This window comes from Microbispora amethystogenes (assembly GCF_016863015.1).
Classification (GTDB): domain Bacteria; phylum Actinomycetota; class Actinomycetes; order Streptosporangiales; family Streptosporangiaceae; genus Microbispora; species Microbispora amethystogenes.
Map to the genome: position 1 here is coordinate 64461 of NZ_BOOB01000040.1, position 26981 is coordinate 91441.

23 protein-coding genes and 2 pseudogenes are annotated in these 26981 nt (G+C 72.9%); 10 read left to right on the forward strand and 15 right to left on the reverse strand.

Annotation, left to right across the window (positions count from 1 at the left end; translation table 11 throughout):
- Positions 1-9 precede the first annotated feature (9 nt).
- Positions 10-2376, forward strand: coding sequence for a sialidase family protein (locus tag Mam01_RS25625; protein ID WP_204287756.1), 2367 nt, complete (start codon positions 10-12; stop codon positions 2374-2376).
- Here Mam01_RS25625 and Mam01_RS25630 read toward each other — a convergent pair.
- The gene (locus Mam01_RS25630) at positions 2360-3274 is read right to left on the reverse strand and encodes an SDR family oxidoreductase (RefSeq protein WP_204287757.1); all 915 of its coding nucleotides are present in this window, start codon (positions 3272-3274) and stop codon (positions 2360-2362) included. The two genes, Mam01_RS25625 and Mam01_RS25630, sit on opposite strands and share 17 nt — an antisense overlap.
- 107 nt (positions 3275-3381) lie before the next feature.
- Here Mam01_RS25630 and Mam01_RS25635 point away from each other — a divergent pair, with 107 nt between their 5' ends.
- Complete coding sequence (locus Mam01_RS25635) at positions 3382-3585, forward strand: EF-hand domain-containing protein (protein ID WP_150938848.1); 204 nt, start codon at positions 3382-3384, stop codon at positions 3583-3585.
- A 2-nt stretch (positions 3586-3587) separates the two neighbouring features.
- Here the strand turns inward: Mam01_RS25635 and Mam01_RS25640 are convergent, their stop codons facing one another.
- The gene (locus Mam01_RS25640) at positions 3588-4970 is read right to left on the reverse strand and encodes an ATP-binding protein (RefSeq protein ID WP_204287758.1); all 1383 of its coding nucleotides are present in this window, start codon (positions 4968-4970) and stop codon (positions 3588-3590) included.
- 79 nt (positions 4971-5049) lie between these two features.
- Between Mam01_RS25640 and Mam01_RS25645 the strand changes: the two genes are divergently transcribed.
- The 4 genes from Mam01_RS25645 (at position 5050) to Mam01_RS25660 (ending at position 9530) form a co-directional block, all read left to right on the forward strand.
- Positions 5050-5703, forward strand: coding sequence for an IclR family transcriptional regulator (locus Mam01_RS25645; RefSeq protein WP_239101606.1), 654 nt, complete (start codon positions 5050-5052; stop codon positions 5701-5703).
- A 118-nt stretch (positions 5704-5821) separates the two neighbouring features.
- Complete coding sequence (locus Mam01_RS25650; protein ID WP_204287759.1) at positions 5822-6994, forward strand: homogentisate 1,2-dioxygenase; 1173 nt, start codon at positions 5822-5824, stop codon at positions 6992-6994.
- A complete protein-coding gene (gene fahA, locus Mam01_RS25655; RefSeq protein ID WP_204287760.1) occupies positions 6991-8082 on the forward strand; it encodes a fumarylacetoacetase in 1092 nt (363 codons plus the stop codon). The genes Mam01_RS25650 and fahA overlap by 4 nt, the downstream gene beginning before the upstream one ends.
- A 236-nt stretch (positions 8083-8318) precedes the next feature.
- A complete protein-coding gene (locus Mam01_RS25660) occupies positions 8319-9530 on the forward strand; it encodes a L,D-transpeptidase (protein ID WP_239101607.1) in 1212 nt (403 codons plus the stop codon).
- On the opposite strand, the gene Mam01_RS25665 is transcribed toward Mam01_RS25660, so the two are convergent.
- The 4 genes and pseudogenes from Mam01_RS25665 to Mam01_RS25680 all read right to left on the reverse strand — a co-directional run bounded on the left by Mam01_RS25665 (position 9437) and on the right by Mam01_RS25680 (position 11869).
- A complete protein-coding gene (locus Mam01_RS25665) occupies positions 9437-10117 on the reverse strand; it encodes a sensor histidine kinase (RefSeq protein ID WP_239101613.1) in 681 nt (226 codons plus the stop codon). The two genes, Mam01_RS25660 and Mam01_RS25665, sit on opposite strands and share 94 nt — an antisense overlap.
- Before the next feature lie 196 nt (positions 10118-10313).
- Positions 10314-10643: pseudogene (locus Mam01_RS37745) on the reverse strand (two-component sensor histidine kinase); the annotation flags it as partial.
- 118 nt (positions 10644-10761) lie between these two features.
- The gene (locus Mam01_RS25675) at positions 10762-11415 is read right to left on the reverse strand and encodes a response regulator transcription factor (protein WP_204287780.1); all 654 of its coding nucleotides are present in this window, start codon (positions 11413-11415) and stop codon (positions 10762-10764) included.
- A gap of 100 nt (positions 11416-11515) precedes the next feature.
- The gene (locus Mam01_RS25680) at positions 11516-11869 is read right to left on the reverse strand and encodes a hypothetical protein (RefSeq protein ID WP_204287762.1); all 354 of its coding nucleotides are present in this window, start codon (positions 11867-11869) and stop codon (positions 11516-11518) included.
- A 464-nt stretch (positions 11870-12333) separates the two neighbouring features.
- Between Mam01_RS25680 and Mam01_RS25685 the strand changes: the two genes are divergently transcribed.
- The 3 genes from Mam01_RS25685 to Mam01_RS25695 all read left to right on the forward strand — a co-directional run bounded on the left by Mam01_RS25685 (position 12334) and on the right by Mam01_RS25695 (position 15427).
- Positions 12334-13602: an RNA-guided endonuclease InsQ/TnpB family protein gene (locus tag Mam01_RS25685; RefSeq protein WP_239101609.1), complete on the forward strand. Its 1269-nt coding sequence runs from the start codon at positions 12334-12336 to the stop codon at positions 13600-13602.
- 269 nt (positions 13603-13871) lie between these two features.
- Positions 13872-14303 (forward strand): NfeD family protein, encoded by a 432-nt coding sequence (locus tag Mam01_RS25690; RefSeq protein ID WP_204287763.1) that lies wholly within the window; start codon positions 13872-13874, stop codon positions 14301-14303.
- Positions 14304-14308: 5 nt separating this feature from the next.
- Positions 14309-15427 (forward strand): SPFH domain-containing protein, encoded by a 1119-nt coding sequence (locus Mam01_RS25695; protein ID WP_204287764.1) that lies wholly within the window; start codon positions 14309-14311, stop codon positions 15425-15427.
- A 108-nt stretch (positions 15428-15535) separates the two neighbouring features.
- Here the strand turns inward: Mam01_RS25695 and Mam01_RS36920 are convergent, their stop codons facing one another.
- The 9 genes from Mam01_RS36920 to Mam01_RS25740 form a co-directional block, all read right to left on the reverse strand.
- Entirely contained in the window at positions 15536-17437 is a 1902-nt protein-coding gene (locus tag Mam01_RS36920) for a GTPase (protein WP_239101610.1), read from the reverse strand.
- A complete protein-coding gene (locus Mam01_RS25705) occupies positions 17434-19185 on the reverse strand; it encodes a P-loop NTPase family protein (RefSeq protein ID WP_204287765.1) in 1752 nt (583 codons plus the stop codon). Before Mam01_RS25705 ends, Mam01_RS36920 begins: the two co-directional genes overlap by 4 nt.
- A 48-nt stretch (positions 19186-19233) precedes the next feature.
- Complete coding sequence (locus tag Mam01_RS25710) at positions 19234-19950, reverse strand: PT domain-containing protein (protein WP_204287766.1); 717 nt, start codon at positions 19948-19950, stop codon at positions 19234-19236.
- A 3-nt stretch (positions 19951-19953) separates the two neighbouring features.
- Positions 19954-21471, reverse strand: coding sequence for a sensor histidine kinase (locus Mam01_RS25715; RefSeq protein ID WP_239101611.1), 1518 nt, complete (start codon positions 21469-21471; stop codon positions 19954-19956).
- Positions 21464-22153, reverse strand: coding sequence for a response regulator transcription factor (locus Mam01_RS25720; protein ID WP_204287768.1), 690 nt, complete (start codon positions 22151-22153; stop codon positions 21464-21466). Before Mam01_RS25720 ends, Mam01_RS25715 begins: the two co-directional genes overlap by 8 nt.
- Entirely contained in the window at positions 22150-22776 is a 627-nt protein-coding gene (locus tag Mam01_RS25725; RefSeq protein ID WP_204287769.1) for a hypothetical protein, read from the reverse strand. The genes Mam01_RS25720 and Mam01_RS25725 overlap by 4 nt, the downstream gene beginning before the upstream one ends.
- A gap of 97 nt (positions 22777-22873) precedes the next feature.
- A complete protein-coding gene (locus Mam01_RS25730) occupies positions 22874-24172 on the reverse strand; it encodes an ABC transporter permease (protein ID WP_204287770.1) in 1299 nt (432 codons plus the stop codon).
- Entirely contained in the window at positions 24169-24927 is a 759-nt protein-coding gene (locus Mam01_RS25735; RefSeq protein WP_204287782.1) for an ABC transporter ATP-binding protein, read from the reverse strand. Before Mam01_RS25735 ends, Mam01_RS25730 begins: the two co-directional genes overlap by 4 nt.
- 50 nt (positions 24928-24977) lie before the next feature.
- Complete coding sequence (locus Mam01_RS25740; RefSeq protein WP_204287771.1) at positions 24978-26138, reverse strand: efflux RND transporter periplasmic adaptor subunit; 1161 nt, start codon at positions 26136-26138, stop codon at positions 24978-24980.
- 144 nt (positions 26139-26282) lie between these two features.
- Here Mam01_RS25740 and Mam01_RS25745 point away from each other — a divergent pair.
- Positions 26283-26981: pseudogene (locus Mam01_RS25745) on the forward strand (HlyD family secretion protein); the annotation flags it as partial.

Here is a 26981-nt window from a genome sequence, read left to right on the forward strand (position 1 = left end):
CCTGGGGCGATGGCTCAGTCTGCCCGGTCGTGGCCGGAGATCGACGTGGTCGGCGCCGCCGTCCGCGACCCCGTCACCGTGTACGGCCGGGTGAACGGCCGTGGCGAGGGCCGTGGCGAGGGCGCGGCGCCGGGCGAGCTTCCCCACGAGGGCAACCGGGTGCCCGACGTCGCCGCGCTCGACGCCCGGCGTCTCGTGGTGGCCTGGCGTGCCGGAGTGGCCGACGCGCTCGACCCCTCCCCCACCGACCAGGGCGCGATCATGTACGGCCGCTCAGGCGACGCGGGCCGCACCTGGACCATCGGCACACTCGCGGCCGACACCGCCGAGCACCGCTACCACTACGTCGTGTTCCTCAAGGACGGCGAGACCCTGGTGGCGCTCCTCGGCCGGATCACGATCGGCGCCGACCGCGACGCCGCCGGGAACGTCGACGGCTTCCCCGTCACGATGGTCGCGAAGCGGAGCACCGACGGCGGCCGCACGTGGACCGGCTTCCCCGTCTCGGTGGCCGTACCCGCCAACACCGGAGGGCCCGCGAACACCCGAGGGGTCGTGGTGGCCGGGAAACCGATCAGACACGACGGCCTGTGGCTGGTGCCGTACTGGCAGGCGGCGGGGGGCACCACCAGGGCCGGCGTGCTGCGCTCGGCGGACCTGGTCACCTGGACGCCCGGCGGCCTCGCGGCCAACCCGCCCGGCCTGTCGGTGGAGGAACCGCAGGTCGTCGTGGCGCAGGACGACCCGCGCACGCTGCTCATGGTCGCGCGCACGATCCGCGGCGGCACCGCGGCGGAGAAGGACGCGTACTACCGCTCCCACGCGGCGTACGCCGCGACCGCTACGAGCGTGGACGGTGGGCTGACCTGGTCCGCCTTCGCCGTGGACCCCGAACTGCCGAACTACTACGTGAAGACGTTCTTCACCCGGGACTCCGACGGCCGCTACCTGGCGATCTACAACACCCTGGCCGGTCCGTTCACCGGGCCCGCGTCCGGCAAGCCCGACCAGTACCGCGAGGTCCTCCACTACAAGGTCAGACTGCCGGGCACCCCGTGGGGCCCGGGACGGCTCTTCGCCGACGGCAGGAGACTGACCTCGGGAGCGGCCCGCGGCTGGGACGTCTACGCCTCGGCCGACGAGTACGAGCCGGGCCGGTTCTTCGTCGTCTGGGAGCACAACCAGATCGAGATCAGGGTCGCCCGGCTCGACCTGTCCGAGGTCTTCACCGGCCTCGCGCCGGGGTGGGGCGGATGGGTCAGGAGGGGCGGCGTCGAAGTCGTCGAACCAATCGGCGAAAGCGGCCGGCTCCCGGGGGACCCCTCCCCTGAGGACGCCCGCCGTCTCCGCCTGACCTCCGGGGCGATCAGCCGTCCGTACGGACCGCCGGGGGGTTTCGTCCTGACCTTCCACGGCAGGGTGACCCGCTTTCCCGCCTCGGACGAGGGCCTGGGCATCGAGGTGAACACGGGCACGCGGGTCCTCACGGCCGTCGTGCGTCCCGGTGGGCCGCACGTGCTGACCACGCGGGGGTGGACGCCCGTCCCCGGCGCCGGCGACCGGTGGCGGGTGATCGTCGACGCCACAGGCGTCGCGGCCTTCCAGACCCTCCCTCCCGCCTCCGAACTCACCTCCGGCTCAGCCTCCCGATCGGCCGCCGGACCGGCTCCGCCGCCGGACGCCCCAGCCATCGCCGCTTCCGCCTCCCCGCCCGGCCCCCACTGGACCCTTCCCGCGTCGGCCGGCCCGAGGAGCGTGTCGGTCCGGAGCGACGGAGAGGCCGTGCTCGACCTGGTGGAGGTCACCGACCATGTGGCGGGCGGGTCCTGGCAGGGCTGGCGGCTCGACCCGGCGGAAGGAGCCTCGCTCCTGGACGGCGGCCTGCGCCTGCGCAGCGCCACGAGCCGGGTCGCGGCGGCCACGTTTCCGCTCGACGTGACCACGGCCTGCGACTTCACCGTGGAGTTCCACGGCCGGGTGATCGACGACAGCGCCCTGGATCCGCGCACCGGTCAGGGGATCAGTCTCGGCTGCAAGGTCGCCAACGGCGCCCGGCGGCTCATGCTGACGGTGCAGCGGAGTGGTGTGTGGACGATGAAGAAGGGCTCCGGCACCTGGGAGAAGGTCCTTTCGCTCGCCGACGCCGGGCGGCCCGCCACCTGGAGGGTCGCCGTGGACAGCGCGGGGGTGGCCCACCTGTCCCGCGACGGCGTCGACACCGGGGCGACCTGGGTCGTGCCGGACAGCAGGGAGGCGCCGCAGGTCGCCCATTGGGTGGCGGGCACGGCGGGCGGCAACGCCGCCGTCGCCCACGTCGACTGGACCCTGGTCACCGCCACCCTCGGCGGATCCGCCGCCGCTACCGGTAGCCGGTGACGTCGGCGGGACGGCCGGCGTCCTGCACCTCGACCAGGTAGCGCCAGGCGTCCGGACGGCTGCCGTCCACGTCGGTGAAGCCGTACTCCTGGGCCAACCCCCCGCTGGACAACGACTGCCCGTTCCAGCGGCTCACGGCGGGATCGGCGGCCAGAGCCGCGACCGCGCGTCCCACGAAGGCCGGGGTCTCGGAGATGGCGAAGTGCGGTTGCTGGGCCAGCGCGTCCCGCCAGGTCGCCTCCGTGACGCCGAAGTGCTCCAGCATGATTTCCGAGCGCAGCCAGCCCGGCGTGAGCGACACCGCCGTCGCGCCGTGCGGCGCCAGCTCCTTGGCCTGCGCGAACGCCATGCGGAGCACCGAGGTCTTCGCGAGGTCGTAGAAGAACGAGACGCGGTAGTTGGCGGCGTTGTACTCCACCGTGCCGTCGGTCACCTCCACCACCAGCCCGCCCGGCTTGCGAATCAGCAGGGGCAGCGCGTAGTGGCTGGTGACGATGTGCGTGTCGACGGCGAGCCGCAGCACGCGCAGGCCGTCGTCAAGGGAGTGCTCCCAGAGCCGGTCGCTCCAGCTGAACAGCAGCTCCCCGCCCCAGATGTCGTTGACCAGCACGTCGAGCGCGCCCTGCTCGGCGTCGATCCGCTTCACGAGGCCCTGCACCTGGTCGCGGTCGAGATGGTCGACCGCCACGGCGATCCCCCGCCCCCCGGCGGCGGTGACCAGCTCGGCCGTCTCCTCGATCGTCTCCGGGCGGTTCATCTCCGAACGCCGCTCACGCGTGGTGCGGCCGGTCACGTACACCGTCGCGCCCGCCGCGCCCAGCTCCACCGCGATGCCGCGGCCCGCGCCGCGGGTCGCCCCCGCGACCAGAGCGACCTTCCCCTCCAAGCTGACTGTCATGAGGCGTCATGCTGCCAGACGCCACCGACAAAAAGTGTTGAGCGCGATCTCTGGGGGCAGTGCGTGCTTTCGGCTAGGGTGCTGATCGCGATCCCGAGGAGGACGGCATGAGCGAATACGCGGCGACTTTCAACCTGATCGACACCGACCAGGACGGGCGGATCTCGGCCGAGGAACTCGTCCGCCTGATGGAGGTGCTCGGCCGGCCGCTCACGCCGGAGGGCGCCCAGGGCGCGATCAACAAGGTCGACGCGGACGGCGACGGCCTGATCGATCTCGACGAGTTCGCCGCCTGGCTCAGCGGACGCTGACGTCAGGCCCCCGTTTCCGGAGCGAAGACGTCCGCCGCCGTGATCGCCATCACGCCCGCGTCGGCGTTCGTCACCTCGGTCCGCGCGCACACGGCATAGCGCAGGCGCTCTGGATCCGGGACGAGCCGGGCGGCCTTCTCCGACAGCTTCCCCACGAGCCGCCGCGCGGAGACCGATCTCGCCCACTTGGCCTCGCCGACGAGCACGGGCTCACGCGCCCGGCCGCGCAGGACGACGGCGTCGATCTGGTTCTGCCCGTCGGCCTCCCACCAGGGGCCGACGGCGACCACCTGCGGATCGATTTCCGGCGCGCGCCGGCGCAGGTGGTCGCGGAACGCCTCCTCGTAACGGTCTCCCATGTGGTCGTCCAGGCCCTGGAGGATGACAGGCAGGATGGTCTCTCCGAGACCGATCTCGATCCGCGACCTGTTCCGCATGAGTGGCCCCAGATAGAAGCTGAGGAAATTGTCAGCTATCCGGTGAATTTTGCGTCTTGTCCTCCTCTCATCCTCTGTAACCGGTATCAGCCTTTCGACCAGTCGCAACTCGATGAGGCGTTCGAGTGTACGTGTGGGGTCGGTTCCGACGGCGTCGGCGATCTCCTGGAAGCGGGTCCGCCCTGAGGCGAGAGCGTCCAGCACCGCCGAGGGCTGATGACCGGTGCCGAGTTCGGTGGCGAGGATGAGCCGCCCCTCGTTGTAAAGGGGCGCGGACGGCCGCACGGCGAGGCGGCGCAGATTGGCCTCGATCGACTCGTCCTGATCCCACATCGACAGGTAGAGCGGTACGCCCCCGACGATTCCGTACACGGTGGCCCGGTCCTCCGCGGACAGCCTCGGCAGCATCAGAGCCGCCTCGTGGGGGCGGAACGGGTGAAGCTGAAGAGCGAGGTCGAAGCGGCCGTACAACGGCGCCCGATACTCCTGCATCTCCCACATCGCCCGCACCGACGACCCGCTGAGCAGGATGCGCAGGTTCGTACGCCCCTGGATGCGGTCGAGGACGCTTCGCATGATGCCCGGAAGGTCCGGCGACATCGCCGTCAACTCCGGAAACTCGTCCAGCACCAGAAGAAGGGGCTCACGCTCGGCCTGAGCCGCGAGATGCTCGAAGGCGTCGTACCAGTCCCGGTACGGACTGACATCCAGTTGGCGAAGGCCGTCCGGCAAGGCCGCCGCCACCTCCCGGGAGAACTGGGCGAGCTCGAAAGCGGGCGCGCTCCCGGCCCCCGTGTAGAAGACATACCGCCGATTCTCGGCGAAACGGCGGATCAGGGCGGTCTTGCCAACTCGCCTGCGACCCCAGATCAGCGCGGGACGCGGTGACGGCCGCGCCCACCATTCCTCGAGTGCCGCCAGTTCCTCGACTCTGTTCACGAAGCCCACTGGTCAAACCTACATCAGACGTAGGCTACATTGCGTGTAGGTTCTGCTCCGCAGGCGGGGCAGCGGCGATAATCGAGTCATGATGGCGGCCGAGTCGGCGCAGACGCTCGAACGGGGCTTACGGCTGTTGCGGCTGCTCGCCGACGCCAACCGGGGGCGGACCCCCACCGAGCTGGCCCAGGAGCTGGGCCTCAGCCGTCCGATCGTCTATCGCCTGCTGACGACGTTGCAGTCCGAGGGGTTCGCCCGGCGGGACGCGAACGGCCGGGTGCATCTGGGCTTCGGCGTGCTCGTCCTGGCCCAGGCCGTGCATCCGCTGCTGCGGGCGGCGGCCCTGCCCGAGTTGCGCGCCCTCGCCGAGCACGCGGGGGCGACCGCCCACCTGACCGTGGCCGAGGGCGACGAAGGGCTCGCGGTCGCGGTCGTCGAGCCTTCGTGGACCGATCTCCACGTCGCCTACCGCGAGGGATCGCGCCACCCCCTGACGCGCGGCGCGGGCGGGCAGGCGCTGCTCGCACTGAGGGAGGGCCACGCGGAGCCCCAGCTGCACACGAGCAAGGGACAGCTGCAGGAGGGGGCGCAGGGCATCGCCGCCCCGATCCGGGACCTTCCCTGGCTGGAGGCGTCGGTCGGCGTGATCAGCTTCACCGACCTGGACGCCGAGAAGGTGGGCCCGCTCGTCCTCGACGCGGCGGCCCGGCTCACGACCGCCCTCTCCGAACCCCCGCGCTGACGGTCGCCCTCTGAGCAGCCGGGCCGGCGCCCGCTTCGCTTGACATCGGGCCGGGCATGGCGAATCGTCGTACATATATAGGACATGCACGTCCGATAAACGGACAGCGGGAGGTGCCATGCCGTACTACCGGGTGGTCGGGGAGGTCCCGCGCAAGCGCCATGTGCAGTTCCGCGCGCCCGGCGGCGGGCTGTACCAGGAGGAGCTCATGGGAGAGGAGGGCTTCTCCTCCGACTCCTCGCTGCTCTACCACCGCCACGCGCCGACGGCGATCGTCAAGGCCGAGGCCGTGGACGCGGGAACGCCCGCCCTCACAGCTAACCTGCCGCTCTCCCCGCGCCACTTCCGCACCCAGGACCTGAAGCCCGGCGGCGACCTGGTCTCCGGGCGCATGCCGCTCGCGGGCAACTCCGACGTCCGCATCTCGTACGCCGCCTGCGACGCTCCCAGCGAGCTGTACCGCGACTCGATGGGCGACGAGTGCGTGTACGTCGCGAGCGGCCGGGCCAGGTTCGAGTCGGCGTACGGCGCGCTGGACGTGGCCGAGGGCGACTACGTGGTCATCCCGACCGGGACCATCCACCGCTGGGTGCCCGAGGGGCCCGTGACCGCGCTGGTGATCGAGGCGGCCGGGCACATCAGGCCGCCGAAACGCTACCTGTCCCAGTACGGCCAGTTCCTGGAGCACGCGCCGTACTGCGAGCGGGACCTGCGGGCGCCGGCCGAGCCGCTGCTCGCGGACGGCGAGGAGGTGCCGGTCCTGGTCAGGACGCGGGGCGGGCTGACCAGACTGACCTACGCCCACCATCCCTTCGACGTGGTCGGCTGGGACGGCTGCCTCTATCCGTACGCGTTCAACATCCGGGACTTCGAGCCGATCGTGAAGCGGACCCACGCGCCGCCGCCGGTCCACCAGACGTTCGAGGGGCCCGGCTTCGTCGTCTGCTCGTTCTGCCCCCGGCCGCTGGACTTCCACCCCGAGGCCGTGCCGATCCCGTACAACCACCACAACGTGGACTCCGACGAGTTCATGTTCTACGTGGGCGGGGACTACACGGCCAGGAAGGGCTCGGGCATCGACGTCGGCTCGATCTCGCTGCATCCCGCGGGCTTCACGCACGGCCCGCAGCCGGGTGCGGTGGAGGCCGCCGTCGAGGCCGTACGCCAGGGACACAAGGAGACGACCGAGATGGCCGTGATGATCGACACGTTCCGCCCGCTCGACCTCGGCCAGGCGGCCCTCGCCTGCGAGGACACCGGCTACGCCTGGACGTGGGCGGCGCGGCGATGAGCTTCGGCGTCGGCAACCTGCCGTACGGCGTGTTCTCCCGGGCCGGGGAGCCGCGCAGGGTCGGCGTCCGTGTCGGGGACCACGTCCTCGACCTGGCGGCCGCCCTCGGCGGGGACGTCTTCGCCGCGCCCAGCCTCAACCCGTTTCTCGCCCTGGGCCGTACGGCCTGGCAGGAGGCGCGGGGACGGGCCCGCGAGGCGGCCGCCGCGGGCGACCACCTGATCCCGCTGGCGGAGGTCACCCTGCACCTGCCGGTCGAGGTGGCCGACTACGTGGATTTCTACGCCTCGCTCGAGCACGCGTCCAACCTCGGGCGCATCCTGCGGCCGGGCGAGGAGCCGCTGAAGCCGAACTGGCGGCACCTGCCCGTCGGCTACCACGGCCGGGCGGGCAGCGTCGTGGTGTCCGGAACGCCGGTCAGGCGGCCCTGCGGGCAGCGGCCGTCCTTCGGGCCCTCCCAGAAGCTGGACATCGAGGCGGAGCTCGGCTTCGTCGTCGGGGTGCCGGCTCCGCTCGGCGGGCGCGCGGGCGCGTTCGAGGATCACGTCTTCGGGGTCGCGCTCGTCAACGACTGGAGCGCCCGGGACATCCAGGCGTGGGAGTACGTCCCGCTCGGTCCCTTCCTGGGCAAGTCGTTCGCCACGTCCATGTCGGCGTGGATCACCCCGCTGGAGGCGCTGGAGGAGGCCAGGGTCGAGGGCCGGTCGCAGGACCCCGAGCCGCTTCCGTACCTGACCAGGCAGGCGCCCTGGGGTCTCGACCTCACCCTGCGGATCGACCTGAACGGCGAGACGGTCTCCACGCCGTCGTACCGCGACATGTACTGGACGCCCGACCAGATGCTCGCCCACCTGACCGTGAACGGCGCCGGTCTCCGCACCGGCGACCTGTTCGCGAGCGGGACCGTCTCGTCCGCCGGGCAGCCGGGCTCGCTCATGGAGCTGACCTGGAACGGCGCGGAGCCGGTGAAGCTGCCGGGCGAGACCCGCACGTTCCTGGAGGACGGCGACACCGTGACGATCACCGCCTGGACCTCGCACGGAGTGAGCCTCGGCGAGGTCGCGGGGACGATCCTTCCGGCGACTTAGCGTATTTCTGTCGTCACCCCTCGCTATCTTTGGGGGCCGTGGAGTCATCCGAGCATCGGTTACCCGAGCATCCCCGGCGAGGCACCCGGCCCGGCCGGCCGGCCCGCCGCACCGGCCGCGTGATGCTCGGGGCCCGCGCGGCGCTGAGACCGTCACCCACCGGACGCGCCACAGCGGCGCCGCTCGGGGCCCGCGTGGCGCTCCGGCTGTCATTCGCGCGTCCCGCGGGTCGCGCGGTGCTCGCGGTGCTGCTGGCGGGGTGTGCGGCGCTTTCCGCCGGCTGCGCCGTACGCGTGCCGCCCGCGCCGCGCATCACGATCGTCCCGGCCTCGGGCACGACCGCGGCGCCGCCCGAGGCGGGCCTCGTCGTCCGGGCCGAGGGCGGCAGCCTGACCAGCGTGCTGGCGTTCGCGGGGCGTGATCCGGTGCCCGGCGCGTTCGATCCGTCCCACACCGTGTGGCGGTCCTCCTGGACGCTGCGTCCCGGCACGCAGTACGTGGTCGACGCCGTGGCCGTCGGGGCCGATGGCGTGACCAGCCAGGCCGCAGGCGGGTTCCGCACCCTCCGCCCGCGCCGTGAGGTGGCCGTCGCCTCGGTCGCGCCGTACGACGGGGAGACGGTGGGGATCGGCATGCCGATCATCGTGACGTTCACCCGGCCGGTGGAGGACCGCGCGGCCGTCGAGCGCGCGCTGGAGGTGCGCGGGCCGGCCGAGGGCGCCTGGCACTGGCCGGGGCCCGCCCAGGTCGTCTACCGTCCCCGCAGGATGTGGCCGGCCAACACGAAGGTGCGCTTCACCGCCCACCTCGCCGGGGTCCGCGCCGGTCCCGCCACGTACGGCGTCGCCGACCGGAGCGTGGCCTTCACCGTCGGACGGGCGATGGTCAGCACCGTCGACACCCGGGCCCACCAGATGGTCGTACGGCAGGACGGCGTGGTGGCGCAGCGGATGCCGATCAGCGCCGGCATGGCGACCACCAGGGAATACACCACGTCGAGCGGCACGCATCTCACGATGGACAAGGGCAACCCCGTCCGCATGGTGTCGCCGGGCCGCCGCGAGGGCGACCCCGGCTACTACGACAAGCTCATCGGCTACGCCGTGCGGATCTCCAACAGCGGCGAGTACGTCCACGCCATGGACAACACGTGGGCGCAGGGCAGGACGAACGTCAGCCACGGCTGCGTCAACGTCCGTCCCGACCAGGCCCGATGGTTCTACGACCACGCCCTGCGCGGCGACCCCGTCGTCGTCACCGGCACCTCCCGCAGCCTGGAGTGGAACAACGGCTGGGGCTACTGGCAGCTCTCCTGGCCCCGATGGCTCGCCGGCAGCGCCCTGCGGGGCGACGGTCAGGCCGGGCCCTCCTCCGGGACGGGACCGGGCAGGGCGACGGTCACGTCGAGCCCTCCCTCAGCGAGGGGCCAGACGTCCAGCGTGCCGTGATGGGCCTCGACGATCGCGACCACGATCGACAACCCGAGTCCGAGCCCGTCCTGGTCGGCCTTCCTGCCGCTCTCCATCCGCTGGAAGGGCTGCAGCAGCAGGGGGACGCGCTCCGCGGGGATCAACGGGCCGCTGTTGCGGATCCTGAGCGTGGGACGGCCGTCCGCCGCGCCCGTCCACACGGTGATCCACCCGCCCGGCACGTTGTGCCTCCGCGCGTTGTCGAGGAGGTTCGTGACCAGACGCTCGATCAGAGCGGGGTCGGCGGACGCGGGCGCCAGGTGAAGCGACGCCTCGATCCGCGGGTCCGGGTCGCCCCGACGGCCCGAGGCGTCCCGGTGGCCCGAGGTGTCCTCGTGGCCCGGGGTGTCCCGGTGGCCCGGGGCGTCCTGGTAGCCCGGGGCGTCCTGGTAGCCCGGGGCGTCCTGGTGGCCCGGGGCGTCCTGGTGGCGGAGCGCCTGCACGGTGACCGCCGCGAGGTCGAGCCGTTCCCGCCGGTGCGGGCCCTGCTGACTCCGGGCCAGGGTGAGCAGCGCTTCGATGAGCCGTTCCTGCTGTTCCCCGGCCGCCAGCATGCGTCCCAGCACGGCACGCAACGACGCGGCGTCGGCCTCCGGATCGGCGAGCGCGATCTCGGCCGTGGCCCGTTGCAGAGTCAGCGGGGTGCGTGCGCAGCTCGTGGGAGGCGTTGGCGACGAACCTCCGCTGCGCGGTGAACGTCCCCTCCAGCCGGTCGAGCAGGTCGTTGAAGGTGACGGCCAGTCGCCTGAGCTCGTCGTCCGGCCCGGAGACGGGCAGCCGCCGGTCGAGCCGTTCGGCGGTGATGCGCCGGACGGTCGCGGCCATCGCCCCCAGGGGCCGCAGCGCCCGCCCGGCCGCGAACCAGCCCAGGACCGTCGCCGCGAAGGCCGCCACCGCGAACGCGACCAGGGAGTTCACCAGCAGGCGGCGCAGGTGCGCGGCCTGCGCGACGTGGTCCGGTCCGGGCGTCCCGGCGGGCGGTCCGCCGCCGGGGGCCGGGGGAGCGAGTGCCGGGCCGGGGAAGGGCGAGAAGCGGACCAGGACGTAGATGAGGCCGACCAGCAGCGCCCCGGCCACCAGGAACAGGCCCATGTAGAGCAGGGTCAGGCGCAGCCGTACGGTCCTCACTGAACCTCCAGACCGGCGGTCATCTGTGATCGGCGTGGTGGGTGTCGGGCGCGGGCGCCGGGGCGGCCGTGACGGGAGCGGCTCAGATGCGGTATCCGGCCTGCGGAACGGTCTCGATCAGCGGCGGGTCGCCCAGCTTGCGGCGCAGCCGACTGATGGTCACCTTCACCGTCTGGGTGAAGGGGTCGGCGAACTCGTCCCAGGCGTGTTCCAGCAGCTCCTCGGCGGAGACCGCGGCGCCCTCGGCCGCCAGCAACAGTTCCAGGACGGCGAACTCCTTGGGGCTCAGCAGCAGGCGACGGCCGGCACGGGTGGCGGTCCGCGCGGCCGGATCGAGACGAAGGTCGTCGTGGACGAGCACCGGCCGCAGAGCCCGTTGCGATCGCCGGGCCAGCGCCCGGATCCGTGCCACCAGTTCGGCGTACGCGAACGGTTTGGGCAGATAGTCGTCGGCGCCGATGCCGAGGCCGGTCACCCTGTCGTCGATCGCGCCGGCGGCGGTCAGCATCAGCACCCGCGCCGGGTGCCCCGACTGGACCAGCGATCTGCACACCTCGTCGCCGTGCAAGCCGGGCAGGTCCCGATCGAGGACGATCACGTCGTAGTCGTTGACCGCGGCGTTGACGAGTGCGGCGTGTCCGTCCAGCACCACGTCGACCGCCATGCCCTCGCGGCGCAGTCCCGCGGCGACCGTCCTGGCCAGCTCCTCGTGGTCTTCGACCAGCAGCACCCTCACGATCTTCAGCATGCCGCGTCCACCGGTTACAGCGGGGTAACCGCTCCGGTTCCGTCCCCGTAACCGGTGCCCGGCTTGACTCGGGCGCATCGGCAGGTCCCTACTCTCCGAGGAGCGTCACGATGATGCGACCGACGATAAGACGGACGTCGCGGACCGTCTCCGGCCCGGCGATCGTGCTGAGTGCCGTGGCGACCGTGGCTGTGATCGCCGTACTGTTCGGCGTGATCACAGGCAGGGTCGCAGGCGGGGCCACGGGCGGAGAAGCCGCCGGTAACCGCGCGACCGGCGCGGACACCGTGACTGCGAAGCGTACGGCCGGGACCTCCACCCCGGCCGCCGCGGCGAGCGGCACGACCGGCGCGGACACCGGCGCCGCTTTCACGGCCTGCATGCGCGCGCACGACCTGCCCGGCTTCCCCGACGTCACCTTCTCCTCCGACGGCCTGGTCAACCTGGACATCAGAGGTGAGCGGGTCGACGGCTCATCGCGGATCTACCGACCTGTGGGCCAGTGCTCCGGCGTTCACGCCGGGGGTGAAGGCCCACGCGGGAGTGCCTGCCAGGGCGCGAGCGTGTCCTGGCCCTCCGCCCGTGATCAGGTCGGCTCATGGGTCAAGCCCTGGCGGGAGAGATGCTCACACTGTCCGCTCACATGGGTCGTTTCTGCTGGTCGATGTGGTGCTTGAGGACCGTGAGCGGTGTGTTGCCCACGCTTCCGGCAAGGCGGGCCGCACCCAGAAGTGCCCGCTCCACGGGGGTACCAGCGGACGGGAGCGCTGTATATCTCGCTGGGATCCGCTCCGAGACGCCCTTCAGTGCGGTTCCTTCAGTGCGGTTGGCGTCCGCGCCGCAGATCTGGTCACTCACAGTGTGGATTCCGTCACGGTCGCGTAAACCCGGGGGTACGATCAGGGCGTGGAGGTGGCCAGGCAGGCGCGGGCGCACGTGGCGCGACTCGACCTCACCGCCGCCCAGATGGCGGTGCTGGACGGTCAGGCCCACGCTGCTCGCGCGTTGTGGAACCTGCTGCACGAGTTCTGCACCTTCCGGCAGGGCCGGTTGGCGACGGTGCAGGACTGCGACGCGGCGATCCGGCAGGCGCGCCGGGAGATCGACTGGATGGGGCGGCTGCCCGCCCAGGCGGCGCAAGCGGTGCTGAGAACCTACCGGCAGGCGTGGGCGAACTTCTTCGACCCCGGCCACCCCGCCGGGCGGCCCGGCTTCAAGAGCCGGTCCCGGTCCCGGCCTGCTGTGGATGTCCCCCAGGGGCGGGACCTGAACATCGCCCGGCTGAACCGGCGGTGGGGTGCGGTCAACCTGCCCAAGGTCGGGCGGGTGCGGTTCCGGTGGACCAGGGACCTGCCCGGCGTCACCAGGGGCGGCCCGGCCGGGCGGATCACCGGAGCGCGCCTGGTCAAGGACGCCTTCGGGTGGCAGATCGTGTTCCGCACCGAAGCAGTGGTCGCGGCGGCCCCGGTCGCCCACCGGGGCGAGCCGGTCGCGATCGACCGGGGGATCACCGTCGCCCTGGCCCTCTCGGACGGCACGATGCGCGAGCACGGGCCCTGGCTGCGCGACGGCGAGAAACAACGCCTGCGCCGGCTGGAGAAGAAGTCCGCCCGCCAGCGCCGTACTCGCACTCCCGGCCGGCCCATGTCCAGACGACTGGCCCGCACCTACGACCGGATCGCCCGGCTCCGCGCGACAGCCAAGCGCCGAGCCTTGAACTGGCAGCACCAGACCACCACCGAACTCGCGCGCACCTTCGGCGTGGTCGTGGTGGAAGACCTGACGATTACGACCATGGTCCGCTCCGCCAAGGGCACGGTCGAGCGCCCCGGCCGGAATGTGCGGCAGAAGGCCGGACTGAACCGCGCCATCACCGGGCAGGCGTGGGGCCGCACGGTCACCCTGCTGGAATACAAAACCCGTGATCGCGGCGGCCTTGTGGTGAAGGTGCCCGCCGCGGGCACGTCGCAGACCTGCCACCGGTGCGGGCACCGCGACCCGGCGGCCCGGAACGGGATCAGGTACGCCTGCGTCAACCCCGCGTGCGGGTGGGCCGGGCACGCCGACACCAACGCCGCGATCAACATACGCAACGCCGCAGGAACTGCGGTGTCAGGACGTGGAGACCTCGGGGCTGCCCGGTCCGCGAAGCGTCAACCCCCGCGCGCCGCCTGACCGCGACACGACGGGAGAATCTCCGGCCTTCAGGCCGGGGAGGAGTTCAAGGAGCGGCGGTGGACGCGTGCGAACCGCTGTTGCCCGCCGGGTCACGGCTGCCGGGCGCTCCAGCCGCTCCACGCGCGCCGTCCGCTCCGGAAACCGCGGGACGCTGAACCGCCGCCTCCCCGCCCGCGACGCCCCCGGTCTCGCCGTTTCCCCGGCAGGTGAGGTTTGATGGAGGAACCAGACGGCGATGACATTCGTTCATTGCTATGGAGGCGGCAATGGACTCCTGGATCGTATGGCTCATCCTGGCGGCGGTGCTGGGCGTCGCGGAGCTCTTCACGCTGACCGCGGCGCTGGGACTGTTGTCGATCGCGGCCCTTCTCACGACGGTGGTCGCGCTCGTCGGGCTGCCGCCCGCGCTCCAGCTCGCCGTGTTCGTCATCGCCTCCGCTGCCGGCCTGGCCGGAATACGGCCCCTCGCGTTGCGGCACATCAAGCAGCCTCCACCGCGCCACTTCGGGGTGTCCGCACTGGTCGGCAAGTCCGCGTACGTGACCGCCGAGGTCACCGGCAGGGACGGCCGGGTGCGTATCGGCGGCGAGGAGTGGTCGGCCCGCGCATACGACGAGACGCTCGTGATCCCGGCAGGGGCCACGGTCGACGTCATAGAGATCGAGGGCGCCACCGCCCTCGTATATCCCCGGGAGTAGTGAGCATGGACGGAGCAGTCATCGCTGGACTCATCATCGCCCTGGTCGTGGTCTTCACAGTCCTACGGTCGGTCCGCATCGTGCCGCAGGCCCGGGCGGGCAACGTCGAACGCCTGGGCAGGTACTACCGCACGCTCGGTCCCGGCCTGAACTTCGTGATCCCGTACATCGACCGGGTCCGTCCACTGCTGGACCTGCGCGAGCAGGTGGTGTCGTTCCAGCCGCAGCCGGTCATCACCGAGGACAACCTGGTGGTGGACATCGACACGGTGCTGTATTTCCAGGTCACCGATCCCCGGGCGGCGGAGTACGAGATCGCCAACTTCATCCAGGGCGTCGAGCAGCTCACCGTGACGACCCTGCGCAACGTGGTCGGCGGCATGGACCTGGAGAAGACGCTCACCTCCCGCGACGTGATCAACAGCCAGCTGCGCGGCGTGCTCGACGAGGCGACCGGCAAGTGGGGCATCCGGGTCAACCGGGTCGAGATCAAGGCGATCGACCCGCCGAAGACCATCAAGGACGCGATGGAGAAGCAGATGCGCGCCGAGCGGGACAAGCGCGCGGCGATCCTCACGGCCGAGGGCCAGCGGCAGTCGCAGATCCTCACGGCGGAGGGCGAGAAGCAGAGCGCCATCCTGCGGGCCGAGGGCGAGCGGACCTCGCAGATCCTCAAGGCCCAGGGCCAGTCGCAGGCGATCGACGAGGTGTTCCAGGCCGTGCACCGCAACGACCCGGACCCCAAGCTGCTCGCCTACCAGTACCTCCAGGTGCTGCCCCAGCTCGCGCAGGGCGAGGGCAACACGTTCTGGGTGATCCCGAGCGAGGTCACCTCGGCGCTCAACTCGGTGTCGAAGGCGTTCACCGAGGCGTTGCCGGCCTCCTCCGCCACCACGGCGGAAAGCGGCAGGCGTGAGCTGAGCGCGGCGGGCAGCGAGGCGGTCGCGGAGGCCGAGCGCGCCGCCGCCGAGGCGAAGGCGGCGGCCGAGGACAGCGAGATGGGGCCGCGCCGGATCGAGGCCGGCCGTCCGAACCTCGACACCCTGGCCAGCGCCAACCCCGACCCCGCCCACGCCGTCGCGCCCGACCCGTCGGGCACCATCCCGCCCGCCGAACGCCCCTGACCCGGCGCGCCCAGGCGCGCATGGTCAGCAGCTGAGCGAACGCGCCGTGGACCCACATGGCTGCGGTCCCGGCCGACGTGGTGAAGTCGTCGCCATGGTTAAGGGTGGTCAGGACGCGGCGACGGTCACGCACTCGGCGAACCGGGCGTAGCGGGTCAGCTCGTCCCGCGTGGGCGTGATGACCAGCTCCGCGGCGACCTGCTCGATCCGGGCACGCAGGGCTTTGGCGGCTCTGCGTGCCCGGCGGCGTCCGCCCAGCCAGGCCGCCGCCCGGAACACCAGGGCGATCAGCACTCCCAGCAGCGCGCCGCCGATCAGCAGCACGGTCGGCCAGGGCGCCCGGCCCAGAGTCGGAGTGAACGGCCGGGGCAGCATCAGATAGTCGAGCCCGAACACCACGAGCAGCCAGATCGCCCCCGCGGCCATCGCGGCGACGGTCAGCCACTGGGCCGCCCCGGCCACGCGCCACCAGCGAGGAGGCCGGGACGCGCCGCCGGAGACGGTCGCGACCACCCGGTCCAGGGTGTCGGTCAGCTCTCCCGAGCGCGAGCGGGCGGCGTGCCGTACGGCTGTCGCCCACGGCTCGGGCACGCCCGCCGAGGCGGCGACTCCCACATCGCGGAGCGCGGTGTCGAGTTCGGACGCCTGCACAGCGGTCGCCGGGGGCAGCGACGACCGGCTGCCCCGTGCCAGGTGCAGGCGGCGCAGCGGGTCGGGCCTCAGCTTCCGCAGCCAGCGCGTCACCGGCCATCCCGTCGCGGCGGTCGAGCGGTGCCGGTGCGACTTCGCGACGGCCTCCACCACGACCGGCACTCCGGCCGCCTGGGCGAGCGCCCGTGTGAGGGCCCTGCTCACGGTGACCTCGGGCACGACCACATCCCCCGGCCCCGGCACCCGCACCGGATCCCGCCCGGCCGGCGCCGTCCCCGCGTACCTCGGCCCCACGTACGCCGGTCCGGTGGACGCCGGGCCCTGCCGCGCCGTCTCCGGAGTCCGGGCGTCCGTGCGCGAGGGCGCCGCCTCAGCCGGAACGGGAGCACGCGCCGCGGCCTCCCCCGAAGCGGACACGCGTACGGCCGTCTCCGCCGAACCAGGCACGCGTGCCTCCGCCTCCGCCGACGCGGACAGGCGTGCCGCCGTCAGTGCCGGGGTGTCCGGGCCGGGGGCGAGTGCCCGTACGGTCACCGGCGTGTCGGCCGTGACCGCGGGCCGGGTGTCGGCCCAGAGCGCCGCGGCGGACGAGGCCACGTCGGCGGCGAGGCGCGACGACCAGGCGCGGCGGCGGGAGACCTCTCCTTCGAGCAGTTTCCGCAGTTCGGGGAGGCCCGCACCGGTGCGGGCGGACACGGCGAGGAGCGGCACGCCGTCCAGGCCGTCGGCCGCCAGCAGGCCCCGCAGGTCGTCCAGGCAACGCTTGACGGCGTGCTCGGGCAGCCGGTCCACCTGGTTGAGCACGACGACCATGACGTCCCGGTGCCGGGTGAGCGGCCGCAGGTAACGCTCGTGCACGGCCGCGTCGGCGTACTTCTGCGGGTCGAGCACCCACACCAGCAGGTCGACCACGGCGACGAGGCGGTCCACCTCCTCGCGGTGGGACAGCTCGATCGAGTCGTGGTCGGGCAGGTCGAGCAGGATCAGCCCCGGCGACTCCCCCTCGACGGTGTGCCGCAGCGGGACGCCGAGCCAGTCGAGCAGCGGGCCGGATCCGTCCGGGCCCCACAGGGCCGCCTGCGCCTTCGACGTGGTGGGCCGGGTCACGCCCACAGTCGCGAGATCCGTCCCGGACAACGCGTTGAACAGCGACGACTTCCCGCTGCCCGTCGCCCCCGCGAGAGCCACGGCCGTGTGGTCCACCGACAGGCCCCGCCGTACGCCGGCCCGTGTCACCACGGCGCGGGCGCGCTCCACGGTGTCGGGGCCGAGCCGGCCCTCCGCCAGGTCGGCGGCCTCCGCGAGCGCCTCCAGGCGGTCGTCCAGCGACACCTCCGCCTTCCTGCGCAGGAGCTTCACAAATCGCCCCTCTCCTGTACGGCCTTGGCCGCCTCCCGCAGCCGCGCCGCCGTCTCGGTGGCCGGGCCCAGCCCCTCGACCAGCGAGGAGAAGCGGGCGCGTTCCTCGTCGAGCAGTGCGCGGACCCGGCGGCGCAGGTCCTCCCGGGCCTCCTGCGTGAGGGTGCGTACGGCCTGGTCGCCGAAGACGGCCTCCAGCAGCTTCTGGCTCAGCACGCCGGTGCCGCCCGCGATGCCCAGCTCTATGCCGGTGATCCCGCCCGTCGTGGAGAAGACGGCCAGCATGATCAGCACTCCCAGGCTGTTCACCCCGAACGACGCCGCCCGGGCGATCGTGCGCCGGTCGGCGCCCTCCGATCTCACCAGGTCGAGCACGTGGCCCTGCCAGGCGCGTACGGCCTCGCCCGCCCGGCGGGGCAGGTCGGCGGAGGCGCGGCCGAGCCGCCCGGAGACGGCGACGCCGGACCTGTCCAGCACGTCGCGCCCGGCGGGCAGGGCCAGCCACGCCTCGACGGCCCGCTCGGCGGCGCCGTCGGCGGTGGACCGGATCAGCGACTCGACCCCGCTCTCCAGCGCCACGCGCAGCTCCCGGTCGGGCGCGGGACCACCCCGGAACGCCGCCGCGATGCGGTCGCGCAGCCAGCCGATCCGCGACTCCAGCGAGCGCATCAGGTCGCCCGTGCCGACGAAGTCCTGCCAGCGGGCCAGCACCTCACCGCGGAGCAGCCTGCCGTCCCGCATGCCCTCGTCGAACGCCGACATCGCCACGTCGTACGCCTTGTCGGCGATGGCGCGCAGTTCGGCGATGCCCGTGCGCTGGCGCTCGACGCGGTCGGCGAGATCGGGCACCCGGGTCGCGAGGCTGTCGAGCGCCCCGGTGAGGGTGCGCCGGACCACCTCGGCCCGGGCCTTGGCGTCCACCGACAGGTCGGCGAGCCAGGTCGCGATCGGCTGCACGGCGGGTGCGGGCAGCCGGGCCCGTTCCGAGGGCAGCGCCAGCTCCGGTACGGCGAACAGCGGCGTGCCGGCCAGGCCGTTGTCCGCGAGCAGCCGGGCCAGGTCGGCGGCCACGGGCTCGCGCGCCTCGTCCGGCACCCGCTGGAGGATCACCGCGAGTGCCGTGCTCCGTTCCCGGGCCAGGCGCAGGAAGCTCCACGGCACCTCGTCGGCGTACCGCGCGGCGGTCGTGACGAACAGCCACAGGTCGGCCGCGGCGAGCAGTTGCGCGGCCAGCTCCCGGTTGGCGGTGACGACCGAGTCGATGTCGGGGGCGTCGAGCAGCGCCAGCCCGGGGGGCAGCGCCTCCACGGGGGCGATCCGCAGGGTGCCGGGCTCGCCCCGTCCCGCGCCGGACGCTCCCCCTGCCGCGCCGCCGATGGCTCCGCCCGTCACCCTGGCCAGGCCGGGCAGGATCACCGGCGAGGTGAACCAGGGAGAGTCGGCGGGGTTGCACACCAGGGTCGGCGCGAGCGTGGTGGGCCGCAGCACCCCCGGCTCGGTCACGGTCGTGCCGACGAGGGAGTTGACCAGCGTCGACTTGCCCGCTCCGGTCGAGCCGCCGACGACCGCGAGCAGCGGAGCGTCGATGGCGGCGAGGCGGGGCAGCAGGTAGTCGTCGAGCTGTCCGCGCAGCTCCTTCAGCACGCGCCGGTCGGCCGCGGCGTCCCCGATCTCCAGGGGGAACAGGTCCTGATCGAGGTGACGCCGCAGGCTCTCCAGGGCCGCTCTCAGCCTGTCGTTCCCCGCCATACACCCGACCTTCCCCGGGGAAGGCCCTCGAATCAGCCGCCGGTGTCGTCAGGCGCCGGGGGCGGGGGTGGGAGTGGCGGCGGGCAGCAGCACCTTGCACTTCTCGTACGCCTTGGCGGCCTTGGGGTCCGCCGTCGCGAAGTCGCGGACGCGGACCGCGCCGGAGACCTCGGCGCCGTTGTCCTTCATGCACGTGCGGAACGCCTGCAGGGCCTGGGGATCCACGCCGCGCCGGCCGAACCCGCCCGGACCACCCTGCGGCAGCAGCGAACGGCACGCCTCGAACGCCTTCTGCGTCGCCGGGTCCATCGAGCGGAACCCGCCGAAGCCGCCACCCGGCCTGTCACCCGGCCTGTCACCCGGCCTGTCACCGGGCATGTCACTGGGCCTGCCGCTGGGCCAGGCGGTGGGCCTTCCGCTCGGCCACCCCGTCGGCCTGCCACTGGGCCGGCCGCTCGGCCGCCCGCTGGGCCACGCGGAGGGGCGGCCGCTCGGCAGCGTGACGCCGTTCCGGCGCAGGCAGTCGGCGAACGCCGCCCGGGAGCCGGCCCCCGCGGCCCGGTCGGCGGTCGCGGCCCGGTCGGCGGTCGCGTCACCGCCACCCGCGCCGTCGCCCGCACCACCCCCGGCGGCACCACCGCTGCCGCCGCCACCGCAGCCGGCCACCACGACGGTGAGGACCGCCGCGACCACCGCGGCGTACGGGCGACGAAGCGAGGCGGCGCCACCCGGGCCGCGTACGGCGGATCTCGAAGTGCCTGGCATCTGTCAGCCTTTCTCGACGGGCGGGCAGGAGGGGATGCGGATGCGGAACACCGCACCGTGCCCGGGCTCGCTGTCCGCCGTGATGGTGCCGCCGTGCGCCTGGACGAGGGCGGCGGCGATCGACAGCCCCAGCCCGGTGCCGCCGGAGTCGGCCCGGCTGCGGGCGGGGTCGGCGCGGTAGAACCTCTCGAAGACGCGGCCGGCGTCGCCGGGCGCGAGACCGGGCCCGTCGTCGGCCACCTCGATCACCGCGACCGGGCCCGGCAGGGTGCCCACGCCGACGCGGAAGGCGGTGCCCTCGGGCGTGTGACGCAGGACGTTGCTCACCAGGTTGCCGACGACCTGCCGCAGCCGCGCCTCGTCGCCGAGCACCCGCACCGGCCGGTCCGACCCGTCCAGCCGGAACAGGTCGATCTCCCGGTCCGGCGCCAGGGTCTGCGCGTCGAGCACCGCTCCCGCCGCGAGGCTGAGCACGTCGACCGGGCGGCGTTCGAGCGGGCGCTGCTGGTCGAGCCGCGCGAGCAGCAGCAGGTCGTCCACCAGCAGGCCCATCCGTACGGCCTGGTCCTCGATCCGGCGCAGCAGCATCTCGGGATCCTGCGACCGCTGCTGCCGGTACAGCTCGGCGTAGCCCCGGATCGAGGTCAGCGGCGTACGCAACTCGTGGGACGCGTCGGCCATGAAGCGGCGCATCCGCTCCTGTGACGCCTCCCGCTCCCGGAACGCCGTCTCGATCTGGGTGAGCATCCCGTTGATGGACCGGCCGAGCCGGCCCATCTCCGTGCGCTGGTGGCGGGGCGGGACACGCCGCGACAGGTCGCCCGCCGCGATGGCCTCCGCCGTCCGCTCGATCTCCCCGAGCGGGCGCAGGCTGTGCCGTACGAGCCAGTAGCAGGCGACGCCGAGCGCGACGACCACGGCGAGGCCCACGCCGGTGACGATGAGCACGAGCCGGGAGACCGTGCCGTCGATGTCGGCGAGACTGACCGCGGCGACGCGGAAGCGGCCGCGCCGCTCCTCGCGCACGACGATCCCCCGCCACCGATCCCCCGTGGGGGACTCCACCGTGAACAGCCACTGCCCGCGGTCGGCCCTGGGCTTGGGCAGCACGGGCGGGTCGGAGTTCGGTGGCTCCTGCACCGTGTGCAGCAGCCTGCCGTCGTCGTCGAGCAGGACGATGTAGAAGAAACCGAACTGCCTCGGCGGGCGCGAGAACGTCTCGGCGTCCGTTTCTCTGCCCGGCTCTCTGTCCGGGTCTCTCGGCCGCGACGCGGAAGGCGGCTCCGACGGGCGCCGGGCGAACGCCGAGAGCTGCGCGTCGACCCGGTCCACCAGATAACCCCGCAGGAGCTGTACGGCGAAGCCCCCGGTCAGCGCGATCGCCAGCGTCACGAGCAGCAGCGTCCCCGCGACGAGCCGCAGCCACAGCGGGGTCCGCGCGGCCCGCCGCCGAAGCTCGCGGACGCCGAGCAGGCGCAGCCTCCGGCTCGCCCGGGTCAGGGCGCGGAGCCGCTCACCCACGCGGCGCACGGAGGACATAGCCCACGCCGCGCAGGGTGTGGATCAGCTTCGGCTCGACCGCGTCCACCTTGCGCCGCAGATAGGAGACGTACGACTCGACGACGTTGCGGTCTCCGCCGAAGTCGTAGTGCCAGACGTGGTCGAGGATCTGCGCCTTCGACAGCACCCGGCCCTGGTTCGCCATGAAGTAGTGCAGCAGCTTGAACTCGGTGGGCGAGAGCCGCACCGGCGCGCCGCACCGCCACACCTGGTGGGACTCCTCGTCGAGCTCCAGGTCGGCGACGCACAGCCGGGCGGGGAGCGGGCCGTCCGAACGGGTGCGGCGCAGCACGGCCCGGATCCGGGCGAGCACCTCCTCCAGGCTGAACGGCTTGGTCACGTAGTCGTCGCCGCGGCCGAGACCGGCGAGTTTGTCCTCCGCGGCGTCCCGCGCGGTGAGGAACAGCACGGGGATCCGCCGTCCCGTCAGGCGGAGCCGGTCGGAGACCGCGAAACCATCCAGGTCGGGCAGCATGACGTCGAGCACGATCAGGTCCGGACGCGCCTGGCCGGCGAGCTCCACCGCCTCGCGCCCGGTCCCCGCGGTGATCACCTCGAACCCGGCGTACCGCAGGCTCGCGGACAGAAGCTCCCTGATGTCCGGCTCGTCGTCGACGACCAGCAGACGGCCCTCGGTGGTCACGAGCCCGCCCTCCTGCCGCCGGGTGTGCCCTGGGTGACGGAGGTGGCCGCCACCTGCCCCTCCGCGTCGGCGGTCCCGGCGACGGTGACGAAGCTGCCCGGCTCGATGTCCGCGAGCTTGCCCGCCCGGGTCACCTGGACGCGGGTGTCATGGGAGGTGATGACCGTGACCACCCCACCGCTCATGGTCTGGACGTAGATCTTGTCGCCGTCGACCAGCTTCACCGTGCCGAAGGTCATGCCACCCGCTCCGCCACCGGCGTTCCCGGTTCCGTCTCCGGCGCCTCTGCCCGCGCCTCCGAACGCTCCGCCTCGCCCGTACCCGCCGCCTGCGGCGCCCTGGCCGGCCTGACCGCCCGCCTGACCACCACCGGCCTGGCCACCGGCGGGGCCCTGGCCCCCGCCGAACGCGCCCGCTCCGGCCGCGCGGCCCGGCGTCGAGCCGCCGAAGAGCTTGTGCGCCTGGATGCCGAGGAGCAGCCCGGCCACCAGCAGGACGCCTCCGGCCAGGGCCAGGGTCACCTTCGACGCGCCCGCCCGCGCCGGATGCGCCGCCAGCACCTCCTGGAGGTCGTCGCCGAACGGCGAACTCTCCAGAAGCTCCTCTGTGTCGTGTCTGCTCACATCCGTCTCCCTTCGGTGGGTCCGCGGCTCGGGGGGTCTCTGCTCGGGGGGTCTCTGCTCGGGGGGTCTCTGCTCGGGGGGTCGCTGTTGAGGGTGGTTATTCGAATCGCAGGGCCTCGATCGGCCGCAGCCCGGCGGCGCGGTTGGCGGGATAGCTGCCGAAGAACAGGCCGATCGCGACCGACACACCCAGCGCCAGCGCGATCGAGGCCGGCACGATGACCGGGCGTACGCCCGCGATCGTGAACTGTGCGCCGACGACCGCGATCAGCACGCCCAGCAGGCCGCCGACCAGGCTGAGCATCGTCGCCTCGGCGAGGAACTGTCCCAGTATCGCCCCCCTGGGCGCGCCGATCGCCTTCCGGATGCCGATCTCCCGGGTCCGCTCGGTGACCGTGACGAGCATGATGTTGGTGATGCCGATGCCGCCGACGAGCAGGCTGATCGCCGCCACCGCGCCGAGCAGGACCGTGAACGTCGCGGTCGCCGCGCTGACCGTCTCCTGCAGGGTCGCCTGGTTGAGGATGCGGTAGTCGGCGCCCGCCGCGTTCGTGATCCCGTGCCGCTGGTCGAGCACCCCGGCGATCTCGCTCTGCGCCGCGTCGACCGTCTCGGCGCTCCTGGCCTGCACGAGGATCTGTCCCAGCGGCCCGAACCCGGTCAGGCTCTGCTGTACGGCGGGCAGCGGCGCGATCGCCAGGTCGTCGGCGTCCTGGAACCCCGACGATCCGGCCTCCTTGAGCACGCCCACGACCGTGAACGGCACGCCCGACACGGTGATCTGCCGGCCGACCGGATCGACCGCCCCGAACAGGTCCTCGGCCACCGTGTGCCCGATGACCACGACCTTCCGGGCGGCGAGCACGTCGTCGTTGTAGAAGTAGGCGCCCTTGACGACCGGCTTGTTCGACGTCTCGAAATAGCTCGGATAGGTGCCGACGAACTGCCCGATGGCGTGGCTCGCCCCCTCGTACGTCGCGGTCTGGGACTGGGCGGTCACGACCGGCGAGACGCTCTTGACGGAGGGGGCGTTCGCCGGGTCGGCCAGCGCCCGCGCGTCGTCCAGGGTCAGGTCTCTGGCCTGGGTGCGGGGACCGGTGTTCTGCCGTGCGCCCTGGCCGCCCCCGGCCCCGCCTCCACCGCCTCCGCCGAGGAGCCGGGCGGCCACTCCGCCGGGGCCGCCTCCGCCACCCGAGGTGGAGGGCGTGACGGTCAGCGAGTTCGCCCCGAGCCGCTGGATGTTCTGCTGGATCTGCTGGGAGGACCCCTCGCCCACCGCGACCAGCAGGATCACCGCGGCGACGCCGATCAGGATGCCGAGCATGGTGAGCGAGCTGCGCATCTTGTTGGCGGCCAGGCCGCGCAGCGCGAAGCGCAGGACCTCCGCGGCGTTCACGAGGCCACCTCGGCGAGCCGCGGCGGCGGGCCGCCGACCGGGGTGGTGCGCACGTCGTCCACGATCCGGCCGTCCATGAGGCGGACGACCCGCTTGGCGTGGGCGGCGACCTCCTCCTCGTGCGTGATGAGGACGAGGGTCCGGCCGCTCGCGCTGAGCCGGTCGAAGATGTTCATGATGTCTCCGCTGGACGTGCTGTCGAGGGCCCCCGTGGGCTCGTCCGCGAGCAGCAGGGTCGGCGCGGTGACGAGCGCGCGGGCCACCGCCACCCGCTGCTGCTGGCCGCCGGAGAGCTCGTTGGGCTGGTGGTGGACCCTGTCGGCGAGGCCCACCCGGTCGAGCGCGGCCAGCGCCCGGCGGCGCCGCTCCGCGGCGTGCACCCCGCCGTACGCCAGGGGAAGCTCGACGTTGGCGAGCGCGCTCATCCGGGGGATCAGGTTGAACGACTGAAAGACGAACCCGACCTTCCGGTTGCGGACGATCGCCAGTCTCCGCTCGTCGAGGGCGCCGACGTCGGTGCCGTCCAGGTGGTAGGTGCCGCCGGACGGCACGTCGAGGCAGCCGATGATGTTCATCAGCGTCGACTTGCCGGACCCGGAGGCCCCCATGATCGCCACGTAGTCGCCGCGCTCGGCCGTGAGCGACACCCCGCGCAGCGCGCGCACCGCGGTCTCGCCCTCGCCGTACACCTTGGTGACCTGGCCGAGGACGAGCACAGGCGGCGGGGCGGGGGTCACCGGCAGGGCGGGATTCATCGGCGCGGCGGGGTTCATCCGCGGGCCAGGGTTCATCGGCGCGGCGGAGTTCATCGGCCGTCCCCGCCGCCGCCTCTGCCGCCCCCACCCGCGCCACCGCCCGCACCCCCGCCGAAGCCGCGGCCGAACCCGCCTCCGCCGCCCGGGAACTGGAAGCCGCCGCCTCCGCCGGTCGTCGTGGCCTGGGGCCGGACCACCTGGTCGCCCTCCTGGAGCCCCGACTTGATCTCGGTGGTCGTGTCGCCCTTCAGGCCGGCCTCCACCCGTCTCACCACCTGCCTGCCGTTCTCCAGCACGGTCACCAGCGCCTGCCCGCCCGCCGTGGTGACCGCCGAGGACGCCACGGTGAGCACGTCGTCCGCCTTGCCCACCGTCACCCGGACCGTGGCCGTCTGCCCGAGCCGTACGGAGGAGGGGACGCCGGTCAGCGAGACCGTCACGGCGTACTGCACGACGTTGTTGTTCGTCTGCGGTTGCGGGTCGATCACGGACACCTTGCCGGCGGCCGTCACCCCGGTGAGGGCGTCGAAGGTCACCGTCGCCGTCTGGCCGGTCTTGATCCTCGTGACGTCGGCCTCGGTGAAGTTCCCCACGATCTGCAACCGCGCGGGGTCGGCGATCTCGACGAAGCCGGTGGACCCGCCCTGCGACTGGGCCGACGACTGCGACTGCCCGCTCTGGGAGGAGGATCCGCCGGACCCCCCGCCCGAGGACCCGCCTTCCGAACCGTTGACCGCCGTGACGATCCCCGCGAACGGCGCCTTGAGCACCGTCCCCGCCAGCGCCCGCTTCGCCGACCGGTAGGCGTTCCTCGCGTTGATGTACTGCGAGTAGCCCGAGGCCGTCGAGGTGTCGGCGTCATCGGCGGCGTCCAGGCTCGCCTTGGCCGCCTCCAGGCTCTCCCGGGCCGCCGTGTCGTCGAGCCGGGCGAGCACCTGGCCCTTCTTGACCCTGTCGCCGGTCTCGACCAGCACGTCCCGCACCGTACCGTTCGTGCCGAACGAGAGCGCCCGGGTGCGGGCGCTCTCCACGGAGCCGGACGCCGACACCGACGCGAGCACGGTCCCGCGGGCCACCCGGGTCGTCAGCGGCGCGGCCCCGGCGGAGGAATCGCCTCCCAGCGACGCCCAGGCCGCGGCGATCCCGCCGAGCAGGAGCACTGCCAGAACGCCGTTGATGACCAGCGTCCCGCGCTTCGTCGACAGCTTCACGACCCCGAACCTTGGCAAACCCCGCTTCGGGCAACCTCGGCCGATGCTGAGGGTTTGCTGACAGTCCGCCTATAGGCCGCATCCACAGACAACTTTCAGGTACGGCCAAGCCACCGGTGACATGGCGTCAGCAGGATGACCGCCATGAGATCGAGCGCCCCATACCGCGTCGGAGGGCTCGCGCTGGCGGGGATCGTCATCGCGAGCGTCGCCGTGATCTCCGCCACCGGCGACGACTCCTCCGGTACCGGCCGGATGTCGCTCGCCTCCGTCAGGCGGGGCACGGTCACGGCGTACGTCTCGGCGGCGGGCAACACGGTCGACACGGGGGTGCGCGATCTCTCCTTCGGGGCGGAGGGCGTGGTCGAGAAGGTCTACGTGAAGGTGGGAGAGAAGGTCCGCCGGGGCAAGGTCCTCGCCCGGATCGACGACACCATCGCCCGGGAGGACTACGAGGCCGCCAAGGCCGCCCTCGCCGCCGCCCGCGAGACCCTCGACGACGTCAAGAACGGCGCCGTCGTGTCTTCAGGCGCCGCCGTATCCTCAGGCGGCGCCGGGGCGGGAACCGGCGCGGCCGGATCCGCCCCTTCCGGCGGCAGCGGAACAGGCGGTGGAGCAGGAACCGGCGCGGCCGGATCGACCACCGGCGCCCCAAGCGGTCGATCGCGCTCAGGCACGACCGGATCGGGCACGACCAGCGCAGGCACCACAGGAGCAGGGACGACCGGCGCAGGCACAGGCGCAACCGGCACAGGCACAACCGGCGCGGGCACGATTGGCGGGGGCACGATTGGCGGGGGCACGATTGGCGGGGGCACGATTGGCGGGGGCACGATTGGCGGG